The 14,368-nt window shown below is 63.7% G+C and carries 8 protein-coding genes; 1 reads left to right on the plus strand and 7 read right to left on the minus strand.

Going from position 1 to position 14,368, the window contains the following annotated elements; genetic code table 11:
• Positions 1-7: 7 nt before the first annotated feature.
• The 7 genes from YUO_RS0104955 to YUO_RS0104990 form a co-directional block, all read right to left on the minus strand.
• Positions 8-502, minus strand: coding sequence for a cupin domain-containing protein (locus YUO_RS0104955; RefSeq protein ID WP_198027968.1), 495 nt, complete (start codon positions 500-502; stop codon positions 8-10).
• Positions 499-1,182, minus strand: coding sequence for a helix-turn-helix domain-containing protein (locus tag YUO_RS39765; RefSeq protein ID WP_051379222.1), 684 nt, complete (start codon positions 1,180-1,182; stop codon positions 499-501). Before YUO_RS39765 ends, YUO_RS0104955 begins: the two co-directional genes overlap by 4 nt.
• Before the next feature lie 53 nt (positions 1,183-1,235).
• A complete protein-coding gene (locus YUO_RS0104965) occupies positions 1,236-2,174 on the minus strand; it encodes a DMT family transporter (protein WP_028346291.1) in 939 nt (312 codons plus the stop codon).
• 224 nt (positions 2,175-2,398) lie between these two features.
• A protein-coding gene (gene prfB, locus YUO_RS0104975; RefSeq protein ID WP_156908478.1) for a peptide chain release factor 2 occupies positions 2,399-3,530 on the minus strand; the annotation gives its coding sequence in 2 pieces (ribosomal slippage) (positions 2,399-3,460 and positions 3,462-3,530; 1,131 coding nt in all).
• A gap of 228 nt (positions 3,531-3,758) precedes the next feature.
• Entirely contained in the window at positions 3,759-6,248 is a 2,490-nt protein-coding gene (locus tag YUO_RS0104980) for a penicillin-binding protein 1A (protein WP_028346293.1), read from the minus strand.
• Between the two features lie 206 nt (positions 6,249-6,454).
• Positions 6,455-8,962, minus strand: coding sequence for a penicillin-binding protein 1A (locus tag YUO_RS0104985; RefSeq protein WP_028346294.1), 2,508 nt, complete (start codon positions 8,960-8,962; stop codon positions 6,455-6,457).
• A 239-nt stretch (positions 8,963-9,201) separates the two neighbouring features.
• Entirely contained in the window at positions 9,202-10,527 is a 1,326-nt protein-coding gene (locus tag YUO_RS0104990) for an N-acetylmuramoyl-L-alanine amidase (RefSeq protein ID WP_028346295.1), read from the minus strand.
• A 725-nt stretch (positions 10,528-11,252) separates the two neighbouring features.
• Between YUO_RS0104990 and YUO_RS0104995 the strand changes: the two genes are divergently transcribed.
• On the plus strand, positions 11,253-14,357 hold the full coding sequence (locus tag YUO_RS0104995) for an Rne/Rng family ribonuclease (RefSeq protein ID WP_028346296.1): 3,105 nt from the start codon (positions 11,253-11,255) through the stop codon (positions 14,355-14,357).
• Positions 14,358-14,368 lie beyond the last annotated feature (11 nt).

The raw sequence follows: 14,368 nt of genomic DNA on the forward strand, positions 1-14,368 counted from the left end.
CGCCGGTTCAGAGATCGACGCGTTCGCTCGCAACCGCCTTGCGTTCCGCCATGTTGAACCGGCCGCTATAGATCGGGCGCTCACCGGTCGTCGGACCGGGATACTGGACGATGAATATCTCGCCGCCCGTTTCGGTGCGGAATTCACCCTCGAAGTGCGGGTCGGGATGGAACAGCACCGTTCCCGGACCATGCAGCGTTCCGTCGATTGAAAACTCGCCTTTCAGGATATGCCAGACCTGTGCGAAGCCATGATAGTGCTCGGGGTGATAGGCGCCGGGTTCAAGCCGCAGAATACCCGCGTTCGGTTCGGTCGGGCGTTCCGGTCGCGGATGAAAAAGCATTTTGCCTGTCTCGCCCGGCCACCGGATCGTCTCCCATTCGACTTCGTCGAAATGACGCGTCTCGTAGGGTTTGTGATCCTTTCGCGACGCTTCGCGCGCGGTCGTCAATTCCGCATTTGCGGCCGCCGTATCGGGAATCTCCTTGCTGACAGCACTCATTTTGCTCTCCCTTTTGCTGTGCTTTCTCGTTCGCTTTTCCTGCCCGCAATATTGCTCCACCACTCAACCGCGATGGCCGACTGATTTTCGATTGATGTCACCATGAGAAGGCGCGCACTGCCCGACTCCCGCGCCCACGCCATATGCGGTACGTCTGAGCGCAAATGAATCGAATCGCCGCACTCCAGCGCGATGGTTTCGTCGCCCACCTGAAATTCGACACTGCCTTCGAGGACGAAGCACATTTCTTCGCCGGGATGCGCGACCAGCGTCGGCTTTCGCGGTTTTGCCGACAATTCGAGCAGGAAAGTTTCCAGCCGCTGCTCGCCCACGCCTGAAGCGAGTTTGCGCCAGGCATAGTTTGCGTCAGCGCTCTTCGAAGGAACGGCATCGATTGACCGCACCACGCGATACGCGCGCGTCCGGTCCTCTCCTTCGATGTCGGCAAACAATTCGGCTGGCGGCAACTGAAGGACGCCGGCAATTTCCAAGAGATTGCCGATCGAACACGCGATGAGTCCGCGCTCGATCCGCGAGAGAAATGTCACTGACAGACCGACCATTCCGGCGAGTTCATCGAGCGTCAGGCCGCGCGCCGAACGGGCCCTGCGAATGACGGCTCCAATTGCGGCAAGGCGCGCCGCCTCGCGGGCGCGCCGGCCGGCTTCTGCCGAAACCACGCTGACCCTCCGGTTTGCTTATATGGCAAATCGTATTGCTATATAGGCAAATGTCAAGTTGGCTCGCGCCGCCTGGGGAAGCCAAATAAACGTTCGAGAAACTTCAGCACGCGGCCGTCGATCAACAGCAGCGCGCTGCCGATCACCAGTGCGCCCGCGATTTCACGAGGCGAAATCTGCTCGCCGAGCACGAGCGAGCCGAGCAGGATAGCTGTGACCGGCACAAGCAGCGTCACCAGCATGACGTTGGTGGCGCCGGAGCGCCGCAGCACCTGGAAGAAAACGATATAGGCCAGCGCCGTGGACAAGCCGGCAAGACCAAGCACCGCGAACCATGTCACCGTATCAGGCATTGGCAATTGCCAGGGACGCTCGAAAATGCCGGCCACGACAGTCATCATCAGGCTCGAGGCCATTAATTGAAACGTGGCGGTGGAAAGCGGCGGCGAATCTGACAACGCGCGCCGCGCTATCAGCGCGGAGATGCCGTAGCTCAGCGCCGCCGCGAGACACAGCAGGACGCCGAGCCCCTGCCCGCTGGCAAAGCCCACTCCGCTGCCGCGAAGGATCACGACGCCGACAAGGCCTGTGATCACGCCGGCCACACGCCTGATGATGAGCTTTTCTTCGCCCGCCGCCGCCATCACCGCCACCGTGAACAGCGGCGTGGTGGCGTTGAGGATCGAAGCCAGCCCGCTCGGGATGTACATCTGTCCGGTGACGATCAGCGAGAACGGCAGCACATTGTTGAACAAGGCGACGAGGAAGAACGGCCTCCAGCCCATCCACCCTTTCGGAAACGGCAGTCGCTGCGCGCAAAGCGCCGGCAGCAGGATCATGGCGGCCAGCAGCACGCGCAACAGCACGAGCGTGAACGGCGGCAGCTCGCGTAGCACCACGCCATTGAAGAAGAACGACCCGCCCCACAGGATCGAGAGCAGGCCAAGCAGCGACCAGTCGCGGGCGTCGATCCGGTTGTCGTTGGCGGCCATGGCGGTTCAAATCGAGAAGACAGCCGGGTCTATTAAGTCGCGCTGGACTTTGCCACCCGATTCCCGAAGACGATTGTGCAGCGGCTATTTCGGCCGCGAGACGATCTCGATCATCTTGCCTTCATCGCCGTCGGGCATCTGGGCCTTTGCCCAGCCAGACGGCTCGCGACGCCTCGTCGTCGGCGACCATGGCCGAGCCCGATGAAGCCGACCTTTGCCACCGGCTAGTCCACGTCCTCGACCTGGCCTGGCGCGGTGCCGAACGCGCGCTGCGCCAGCGTCGCCGCCATGAACTCATCGAGGTCGCCGTCGAGCACGCCCGACGTATCCGAGGTCTGCACGCCGGTGCGCAGGTCCTTCACCATCTGGTAGGGCTGCAGGACGTAGGAGCGGATCTGGTGGCCCCAGCCGATATCGGTCTTGGCGGCCTGATCGGCGGCGGCTTGCTCTTCGCGCTTCTTCAGTTCGATTTCATAGAGCCGCGCGCGCAGCATGTCCCACGCCTGGGCGCGGTTCTTGTGCTGCGAACGGCCGGCCTGGCAGACCACGGCAATGCCGGTCGGAATATGCGTCAGGCGTACCGCCGACTCGGTCTTGTTGACGTGCTGGCCGCCGGCACCGCCGGAGCGCATGGTATCGGTGCGCACATCGGATTCCTTGATCTCGATCTTGATGGAGTCGTCGATCACCGGGAAAATCTGCACCGACGAGAACGAGGTATGCCGGCGTGCGTTGGAATCGAACGGCGAAATCCGCACCAGGCGATGCACGCCGGCCTCCGTCTTCAGCCAGCCATAGGCATTGTGGCCACTGATCTGGATCGTGGCCGATTTGATGCCGGCTTCTTCGCCCTGGGACTCTTCAAGATATTCGATCTTGAAGCCGTGGTTTTCGGCCCAGCGCGTATACATGCGCAAGAGCATCGCGGCCCAGTCCTGGCTTTCGGTGCCGCCGGCACCCGCATGCACTTCGAGATAGGAATCGAACTTGTCGGCCTCGCCGGACAGCAGCGCTTCCAGCTCGCGGCGGGCGACCTCCTTCTTCAAGGCTTTTAGCGCGTTCTCGGCCTCGACCACCACGCCTTCATCGTTCTCGGCCTCGCCGAGCGCGATCATCTCGACATTGTCGTCGAGCTCGCGCTCGACCTTGCCGATGCCCTCGAGCGCATCCACCAGCGAGGTGCGCTCCTGCATTAGCTTCTGGGCTTTCTGGGGATCGTTCCAGAGGTTGGGATCTTCGGCGAGCTTGTTCAGCTCGGCGAGCCGTGCCGTCGATTTCTCGACGTCAAAGATGCCTCCTCAGCAGCCCGACTGACTGCTTGATCTCTTCAACAAGGCGTTCGACTTCGGCGCGCATGGTCTCTTCTGTCTGCGGATGGAACCGCTACCGGATAGATGTTCAACGGGCCGGATGTAGCGGCGTACGCCGCAAAGCGCAATCGGCTCAGGCCGGTGAATTCGGGTTTTGTTTGATGCCGGCGGGCTAGAGCCTTTTCGGTTCTGATTGAATCAGAACCGGGCTCTAGGTTTTTGTTTTGACGCGTTTTCTTGACGCGAACCGGTGTCCACTTCGCTGCAAAACGCTCTAATACAGCCCGCCGGGGCGCATGACATTGGTGGCGTCAGGCGGGATTCCCGGCTGCATCGGCACCCCTCCGTCGTCGACCACGCCGACAACGGCGTAGTTGTCCGGCGGCGCGGTGCCCGGCTTGAACGCTTCCAGGATGGTGCGGCCGCCCTCGCCCGGATTGGGGCGCATGCCGCTCTTGGCGTCGACGCGCACCAGCCTGATGCCGGGCGGCACCTTGAACGGGGTCGCCGGCTTGTCGGCGAGCGCGAGCTTCATGAAATCCTTGACGATCGGGGCTGCGGTATGGCCGCCTTGCGCGGCTCTGCCCAGGCTGCGCGGCTTGTCATAGCCAAGATAGAGACCGACGACGAGATCAGGCGAAAAGCCGATGAACCAGACGTCTTTTCCGTCAGAGGTGGTGCCGGTTTTGCCCGCGATCGGCTTGCCCACCTGCCGCAGCACCGATGCAGTGCCGCCCTGCACCACCCCTTCCATCATCGAGGTGATCTGGTAGGCCGTCATCGGATCGAGGACCAACTCGCGGCGATCCACCAGTTGCGGCTCGGGTTGGTTTTTCCAGCCGCCGGGCGCATCGCAGCCGCGGCACTCGCGCGCGTCATGCTTGAAGATGGTGCGGCCATAACGGTCCTGGATGCGGTCGATCAAGGTCGGCTTCACGCGACGGCCGCCATTGGCGAGCATCGAATAGGCCGTGACCATCCGCATCACCGTGGTTTCACCGGCGCCGAGCGAATAGGAAAGATAGTTCGGCAATTCATCATAGACGCCGAAACGTTTGGCATATTCGCCGATCAAGGGCATGCCAACGTCCTGCGCCAACCGCACCGTCACGGTATTGACCGACCATTTGAGGGCTTCACGGAGCGTAATGGGACCCCGGTAGCTGCCAACCGAAAAATTCTCGGGACGCCAGACGCCGACGCCCGGCCCCTGATCGATTTCGATCGGCCCGTCGACCATGATGGTCGATGGCGTGTACCCATTGTCCATCGCCGCCGAATAGACCAGCGGCTTGAACGTCGACCCCGGCTGCCGATAGGCCTGCGTCGCGCGATTGAACTGGCTTTGGTCGAACGAGAAGCCACCCACCATCGCGAGTACGCGCCCGGTCCACGGATCCATCGCGACCATGGCGCCGGACACTTCAGGCAATTGCCGCAGGCGATACTGGCCTTCGACCGGCTTGCCCTCCTTGTCGAACAGCGGGTCGGCATAGATCACGTCGCCCGGCGACAAAATTTGCGCGATCGAGGCCTGCGTCTTGCCGCGCGCCGAACCGGAGGTCGGTCTCGTCCATCTGATACCTTCCGGCGTGATGAGGCCGGTTTGCCGGTCCTTGGAAATCGCGCCCCCCAGTTCGCGGCCGGGCTGGAAACCGATCCGCGCCGACTGATCTGATGTCTCCAGCACCACGGCCATCCGCCAGGGCGAGATGTCAGAGAGCGATTTGACGTCGGCGAGTTTCACGCCCCAGTCGCCGGAGATGTCGAGCTTGCTCACAGGTCCGCGCCACCCCTGGGCCTCGTCGAAGTTCACGAGGCCCGCGGCCATCGCTTTGCGGGCCATCACCTGCAGCTTCGGATCGAGCGTGGCGCGGACCGAAAGGCCGCCTTCATAGAGTTTCTTTTCGCCGTAGCGCTCGAAGATGTCGCGCCGGACTTCCTCAGCAAAATATTCGCCGGCAAAAGTATGCGCGGCGTTGGACCGGCTGGCCACGACCAGCGGCTCCTTGCGGGCCTTGTCGGCGTCGGCCTGCTTGATCCAGCCGTTTTCCAAGAGGCGATCGATCACATAGTTGCGCCGCTCGATCGACCGGTCGCGGTTGCGCACCGGATGCAACGTGCCGGGTGCCTTCGGGAGCGCTGCAAGATACGCCGCTTCCGCAACCGTCAGCTCATTCACCGATTTGTCGAAATAGACCAGCGACGCCGCCGCGATGCCGTAGGCGCCGAGACCGAGATAGATTTCGTTGAGATAGAGCTCGAGGATGCGATCCTTCGAATACGCCCGCTCGATGCGCATCGCCAGCAGGGCTTCCTTGATCTTGCGGGTGAAGGAGACCTCGTTGGTCAGAAGAAAGTTCTTCGCGACCTGCTGGGTGATCGTCGACGCGCCCTGCGGACGCTTGTTGGAGCCGAAGTTCTGCACATACGCCACGGCCGCGCGCGCCATGCCGGTGAAGTCCATGCCGCCATGCTCGTAGAAATTCTTGTCCTCTGCCGCGAGGAAAGCGTTGGTGACGAGTTTAGGCATCGCCTGGATCGGCAAATAGAGACGCCGTTCCTTGGCGTATTCGCCGAGCAGCGCGCCGTCCGACGCATGGATGCGCGTCATCACCGGTGGCTCGTAATCTTGAAGCTGCGAATAGTCGGGCAAGTCCCTGGAGAAATGCCAGATTGCGCCTGCAACGCCTGCGACACCGACCAGAAACACCACGGTGCCAGCAGTAAACAGAAAACCCACAAACCGCACCAGCAAGCGCATTACCGAAATTCCATTCCAACCCTTGCGCCGTAACAGCCGGCGTTTGCCCTCGTGCGAAGGCTTTGCGCTATCCTCCGACGCCTATCTCGACCTCGGGCATTTTCGCTCTGCCGCGATACCAACCATCGGGACCCACCCGGGTCCAGACGCGTGTATCACGCAATGTCCAAGGGTACATCTTGAGATTGCCGACGATTCGTGCGGGATCAATAAAGCCCGCCGGTGCCGGGCCGCATGATGTTGCCCGCATTATCAGGCTGGTAGCCTTGCGGGTATCCCTGCGGCGCCCGGCCGTCCATGTCGGCAACGCCGATAACCGAGTAGTTGTCCGGCGGCGCGGTACCCGGCTTGAACGCTTCGAGGATGGTGCGGCCGCCCTCGCCCGGACCGACGCGCATGCCGCTCTTGGCATCGACGCGAACCAGCTTGATGCCCGCGGGCACCTTGAACGGGACCGCCGGCTTGTCGGCGAGCGCGAGCTTGAGGAAATCCTTGGCAATCGGCGCGGCGAGATGACCGCCGGTCATACCGCGGCCGAGATTGCGCGGCTTGTCGAAGCCGACATAGATGCCGACCACGAGATCCGGCGAAAAGCCGATGAACCACGCGTCTTTTTCATCGTTGGTGGTGCCGGTCTTGCCGGCAATGGGCTTGCCGACTTCCTTGACCACCGTCGCAGTGCCGGCCTGCACGACATATTCCATCATCGAGGTGATCTGGTAGGCCGTCATCGGATCCAGCACTTGTTCGCGGCGATCCACCAGTTGCGGCTCGGCCTGATTCTTCCAGCCACCGGGCGCGTCACAGCCGCGGCATTCGCGGGCGTCATGCTTGAAGATCGTGCGGCCGTAGCGGTCCTGGATACGGTCGATCAGAGTCGGCTTCACGCGGCGGCCGCCATTGGCGAACATGGAATAGGCCGTGACCATCCGCATGACCGTGGTTTCACCCGCGCCGAGCGCATAGGACAGGTAATTCGGCAGTTCGTCATAGACGCCGAAGCGCCGCGAATATTCGCCGATCAAGGGCATGCCGATGTCCTGCGCGAGCCGCACGGTCACCGTATTCAGCGATTGCCGCAGCGCGTTGCGCAGCGTCGTCGGTCCGCCGTATTTGCCGGACGAATAGTTCTCCGGGCGCCACACGCCGGCGCCCTGCCCCTGGTCGATCTCGATGGGCGCATCGACCACGACGGTCGACGGCGTATAGCCGTTGTCCATTGCCGCCGAGTAGACCAGCGGTTTGAACGACGAACCCGGCTGTCGATAGGCTTGCGTCGCGCGGTTGAACTGGCTCTGGTCGAACGAGAAGCCGCCTACCATCGCCAGCACGCGGCCGGTCCACGGATCCATCGCGACCAACGCGCCGGACACTTCCGGCAACTGGCGCAGCCGGTATTGACCCTCGACCGGCTTGCCCTCCTTGTCGAACAGCGGGTCGGCATAGATCACGTCGCCCGGCGACAACACCTGCGCCACGGAACTCGGTGTCCTGCCCTTGGCGGGCCCGGATGCAGCCTTGGCCCAGCGCACGCCGTCGAGCGTGATGATGCCGGTCTGCCGCTGCTTGCTGACGGCGCCACCGAGTTCGCGGCCCGGTTGGAAACCGATCCGCGCCGACTGGTCCGATGTCTCCAGCACCACGGCCATACGCCAGGGCGAGATATCAGAGAGCGATTTGACGTCGGCGAGTTTCACGCCCCAGTCGCCGGAAATATCGAGTTTGGAGGGCGCGCCGCGCCAGCCGCTGGCTTCGTCATACCGGACCAGACCGGCGACCATGGTCTTGCGCGCCATCACCTGCATTTTCGGATCGAGCGTGGCGCGGACCGACAGGCCGCCTTCGTACAACTTCTTTTCGCCGTAACGCTCGAAGATGTCGCGCCGGACTTCCTCGGCGAAATATTCGCCGGCGAAGATATGCGCGCCGTTGCCGCGGCTGGTGACGTTGAGCTGTTCCTTGCGGGACTTTTCGGCGTCGGCCTGCTTAATCCAGCCGTTTTCCACGAGGCGGTCGATCACGTAATTGCGCCGCTCCACCGCGCGATCGCGGTTACGCACAGGGTGCAGCGCCGCGGGCGCTTTCGGCAGCGCCGCCAGATAGGAGGCTTCTGCGACGGTGAGCTCGTTCACCGATTTGTCGAAATAGACCAGCGACGCCGCCGCGATGCCGTAGGCGCCGAGGCCGAGATAGATTTCATTGAGATAGAGCTCGAGGATACGGTCCTTGGAGTAGGCGCGCTCAATGCGCATCGCCAGCAAGGCTTCCTTGATCTTGCGGGTGAAGGAGACCTCGTTGGTCAGGAGGAAGTTTTTTGCGACCTGCTGGGTGATCGTCGACGCGCCCTGCGGACGCTTGTTGGAGCCGAAATTCTGCGCATAGAGCACGGCCGCGCGCGCCATGCCGGTGAAGTCGATGCCGCCATGCTCGTAAAAATTCTTGTCTTCGGCCGCGAGGAACGCGTTGATGACGAGTTTTGGCACCGCCTGAATCGGCAGATAGAGCCGGCGCTCCTTGGAATATTCACCGAGCAGCGCACCGTCAGACGCGTGCACGCGCGTCATCACTGGCGGCTCGTAATCCTGAAGCTGCGAATAGTCGGGCAAGTCCTTGGAGAAATGCCAGATCGCGCCCGCGACGCCTGCCACGCCGACCAGGAACACCACGGTGCCGGCCGCAAACAGGAAACCCAAAAACCGGACCAGCAAGCGCATTATCGAAGTTCCGTTCCAACCCTGCGCGCCGTCATCCGCAGCGCCTATCCTGATACGGCAATCCCGCCGGACGGGTTGCCGTTACGCGGTCGAACAATAAAAGGTCCGGCGGACAATATTGACCGATTCCAAAGACCAGCAGTCCGTTTTCTATACCGTTGCCGCTGTGGCCAAACTAGGGCTTGGTCCTTCGGACGCCCCCTTTTCAATCCACCCTTACGCCACGCGTAACGGGCTTTTCACTTGGCCGGTCCGGCAGTTGCCAGCCGTTTGGCCAGAAAAGTATCAATTGCCTGCGCCATCGCGCCGACCGTCTTGTTCCGCCAGTTTTCCGATACCAGAAGCTCGAGGTCGCCCTTGTTCGAGACATAGCCGAGTTCGACCAGCACCGACGGCACGTCCGGGGCCTTCAGAACCCGGAAACCGGCCGACTTCAACGGATGCTTGTGCATCCGCACGGTATTCTTCATTTCACTCATCAGCGTCCGTGCAAACCGGTTTGAAAAGGTTTTGGTCTCCCGCTGCACCAGGTCGATCAGGATGTCGGCGACTTCGGTCGGCTCGTCGACGAGGCTTACGCCGCCAATCGCGTCCGACTTATTTTCGGTATCGGCCAGGCGCTCGGCCTCGGAGTCGGAGGCCTTATCGGAAAGCGTGTAGATGGTGGCGCCATGGGCATCGCCCTCGCCGCGCGGCAAAGCGTCGGCATGGATCGAGACGAACAGTGCCGCCGCCTCGTTGCGCGCGACCTTCACGCGGTCGGCAAGCGGTATGAACGTGTCGTCCGTCCGGGTCATGACGACGCGATACTTGCCCGATTTCTCGATCCGATCGCGCAGCGCCAGGCCGAAGGTCAGCACCAAGTTCTTTTCCATGATATCGCCGCCGCCGGCCTGGGTACCGTTGTCGACACCGCCATGACCGGGATCGATCACGACCACCGGCCGCTTGTCGGGCGCTTGCGGCGGCTGGGCGATTGACGAATCCGGTTGGGCGGCGTTGGCCTCGGCGATCGCGGGCCGCAGTTCGGGGCGGCTTTCCGGCGGCAGCGACTGGACAAAGGCGGTGCGATCCATCTGTTCGAATTCGATCACCAGCCGCGGCGGTTGGCCGTTGGCCGCTTCCAGTATGTAGGATTTGGCGATCTTGGCCGGCCCCGTCAGGTCGAACACGATCCGTGATCCGCCTGGCATGACGAGACCGTAACGGAACGCCTTGACCAGCCCCCGTCCTCCGGCGCCGATCCCGGCGGGAAGATTGAAGGTGATCTGGGGAAAATCGACGACCACGCGATAGGGGTCCGCCAGCGCGAACGCGCGAAACTGCACCGGCTTGTCCAGATCGAGGATGAAGCGGGTCTGCCTGGCATCGCCAGCCAGCCGGGCATCAGACACGATCGGGAAATTCGATACGGCCTTCGGGCCGGGAACGGCGGCGACAGAAGCCGGTGGTTGGGAAGCTCCCCCTTGGGCCGCGCAGGAGCCAATCATCTGGGTGCACAGCAATGCTGCGGTGCACAATAGCCCACATCCCAGCAAAACGAGGTGATTTGCGCGGCTCGCCAACGATTCGGTGCCTCCGGAGGAGCCTTCCCTTACCGCATTAGAACCGCAGGGTTAATCGAACCTTAACGCTTAACCACCGAAAAAACAGCATGTGTTGCCATGCAGCGACGCCCGGCGGCGGGTTCCCTTGCGCTTCCCTTGCACGGAGCCCCTGATCCACGTATGTACGAGGTGCTGACGGCTAATACTCCCGGTTGTGTCGCGTTCAGCCTCCCGGTGCAGCGCCGGAACCTTCGAAGCCCGGAGGAACCTGCGTCTTTCCCGATCCCTCCACAGCCAGCGCCGCGCGCGGCTGACACGGAGGCGGCGGTTTCGAGCCCGAGCGGCGTCCGGTCCCAGGTCCTTTTTCCAGGGGCGGTTTAAGACACGGCAAAACTGATTATCCGGACCCGAACGGTCCGATATGCGATGGCCGGCGGGCGTTTAGGCGCCGAACCGGGCCTTCAGCGATAAATGCGGCGGTATCCCTTTCCGCCAACATGTTCAGATGGGCCGACGCTTGATGCGCCAGACTGTGTTGCCGACCAAGATCCACGGAACGATCGCGCCGACGCGAGGCGGAAGCTTCGCGCGTCACATCGCTCTGGTGGGCCCCCGTTCGGCGCGGCGCCAAGAAGTGCGTTTTGGCCTTCCCCTCACCCCCGAATCAGGTGGACCGTCGCGTCACCGGGCCGCGCAATTTGCGCGCGCCATGCACCGCGCCCGCCCCCGTCAAGAGTTCCAAAATGCCCAACAAGATGTTGATCGACGCCACCCACCCGGAAGAGACCCGGGTCGTTGTGGTCCGCGGCAACCGCGTCGAAGAATTTGATTTCGAGACCGCCCAACGCAAGCAGCTCCGCGGCAATATCTATCTCGCTAAGGTCACGCGCGTAGAGCCATCGCTGCAGGCGGCGTTCATCGAATATGGCGGCAACCGCCATGGCTTCCTGGCGTTCAGCGAAATTCATCCGGACTACTACCAGATCCCGGTCGCCGACCGTCAGGCGCTGATCGAGGCCGACGAGCGTGCCCATCGCGAGGCCGAGGAAGAGAGCGAGAACCGCTCCAGCCACCGCCGCCGCTCGCGCCACCGCAATGCGCGCCGCCGCGGCCATGGCGACCGCGTCCAGAGTGACCTGGTCGAGGGTACCAGTGAGGATCCCTCGCAGGCCGCCCAGCCCTATGAGCGCCAAGAAGCTTTTCAAGATCAGGATTTTCAAGAACATCCGCACGAGCCTGAGGCCATGCAGGCCGGTGATACGCCGGCGCATGACGCCGAACATCACGCCGAAGCGGCTCCTCACGATCGTGATGCGCACGACCATGAGGCGCATGGTGACGAGCGGACGCATGATGGCGACCGCCCCGCACAGGATCACGACGAGCCCGAACAGGCGCGCGCCGCGAGCGACGCGCCGGTCGCGGAGGTGCAATCCGATGCCCCTGCTCCGGTCGAAGCCGCCGAGGTGCAGGCCGAGAACGGCCATGACGACCGTCATGACGAGGAGCGCGCGCAGGAAAACGCCGCCCATGCCGACGACGTGCCGCACGTCGAGCACGTCGGCGATTATACTCCGCCTCCCGATGAACCCGCCGCGGCTCTGGAAGCCGACGACGGCCATGACGATGAGGACGATGGCGAGGACGCCGAAGAGGAAGTCGTCGAATCCGTCGGTGGCGACGACGTGCTGGAGGAAGTTCCCGAGCGCCCGTTCCGGCCACGCCGCCAGTACAAGATTCAGGAAGTCATCAAGCGCCGCCAAGTGATGCTGGTGCAGGTCGTCAAGGAAGAGCGCGGCAACAAGGGCGCGGCGCTGACGACCTACCTCTCGCTGGCCGGCCGCTATGCCGTGCTGATGCCCAACACCGCCCGCGGCGGCGGCATCAGCCGCAAGATCACCTCGGCCCAGGACCGTTCGCGGCTGAAGGAAGTGGTGCAGGACCTCGACGTGCCCGAGGGCATGGGGATCATCCTGCGCACCGCCGGCGCCTCGCGGACCAAGCCCGAGATCAAGCGCGACTTCGAATATCTGATCCGGATGTGGGAGACCGTGCGTGATATGACGCTGAAGTCGCAGGCCCCCACCCTCGTCTATGAGGAAGGCTCGCTGATCAAGCGCTCGCTGCGCGACCTCTACAACAAGGAAATCGACGAGATCCAGGTCGCCGGCGAGTCCGGATACCAGGAAGCGCGCGACTTCATGAAGATGCTGATGCCCTCGAACGTGCGGGCCGTGAAGCAGTATCGCGATGGCCAGCCGCTGTTCTCGCGGATGGGGGTGGAGAGCCAGCTCGACGCGATGTTCTCGCCGACCGTGCAGCTACGCTCCGGCGGCTACATCGTCATCAACCAGACCGAGGCGCTGGTTTCGATCGACGTCAACTCCGGCCGTTCGACCCGCGAACATCACATCGAGGACACCGCGCTCAAGACCAATCTCGAGGCGGCCGAGGAAGTGGCGCGGCAGTTGCGTCTGCGCGATCTCGCCGGCCTGATCGTCATCGACTTCATCGACATGGACGAGAAGCGCAACAACCGCGCGGTCGAGCGCAAGCTCTCCGACTGCCTACGGCAGGATCGCGCGCGCATCCAGGTCGGACGCATCTCGCATTTCGGTCTTCTGGAAATGTCGCGCCAGCGCATCCGTGCCAGCGTGCTGGAAAGCTCGACCGAGCCCTGCCCGCAATGCGGCGGCAGCGGCCATGTGCGCTCGGTCTCCTCGGTCGCGCTGCAATTGCTGCGCGGCATCGAGGAAATCCTGATGAAGGGCGCGACCCACAATCTGGTGGTGCGCACCCGCACCGACGTGGCGCTCTATGTACTCAACCACAAGCGCGGCCACCTGCGCGATCTCGAAAACGCCTTCAAGGTTACGCTCGCCGTCGTCGCCGACGCCACCGTGAGCGGCCAGCAATCATACGTCATCGACCGTGGCGAGCAGGTCCACACGCTGGAAGCCGCCAAGGCGTTGCTGGCAGCGCAGGCTGCCGCCTTCCCGCCGCAGGTCGAGGAAGCCTATGACGACGACGAGGCGTTCGACATCGAGACCGAATCCGAGATCGAAACCGAGGAGACCGAGGGGCTGACCGACGATGCCGCCGAGGCAGCGGCGGGTGAAGGCGAAGGAGACGGTCACCGCCGCAAGCGGCGCCGGCGCCGGCGCGGCCGTGGCGAGCCGCGTGAAGGTGGTGGTGCCCCGCGCGAGGACGCTGACGCGATGCGCGTCGCAAGCGAGACCATCGAAGGCGCGATCGCCGAGGACGGCGAAGCCGACGAGGACGAAGGCGACGAACAGGCCGGCACGGTCCGTGGCGATCTACCTGCCAGTGGCGAGCGGCGCCCGCGCCGCCGCGGCCGTCGCGGCGGACGCCGCCGGCGTGGTACCGGACTGGAAGATGGTCTTGCCGGGTCGATCGCAGACGAACTCGGGCCGCCCCCAGCTCCGGAGGCGACCAGCGCGGTTGCCGATTTCGAGGGCGCCTCGTCCGAGCCCGCGCCATCACTGGTGCAGGCCGACACCCAACCCGAACCGGTCTCGCCGCCGGCGGAGATGCAGCCTGCGGCCGATGCCCAGCCGGAGCCGGTTGCGAGTGCGCCGGCGCCAACCGCTGAGGAAACCAGGCAAGAGGCCGAGCGCGCCGCGGCGCGGCGGCGCTCGACCGTGCGCGAGAAAGTCAGCTTCTTGACCAGCGCTCCGACTGAGCCGGCGCCCGCCGCCAGCCAGAACGCGCCAGAGCCGGTCGCGCACCCCGCGCCCGCTCCAGCCGAACCTGCGCCGGCCTCATCGGGCGAAGCCGCGCCACGCAAGGCGGGCTGGTGGTCACGGCGCTTCGGCAGCGGCGAGTAAGGAATCGAACC

The sequence above is a fragment of the Bradyrhizobium murdochi genome (assembly GCF_000472965.1).
Lineage (GTDB): Bacteria > Pseudomonadota > Alphaproteobacteria > Rhizobiales > Xanthobacteraceae > Bradyrhizobium > Bradyrhizobium murdochi.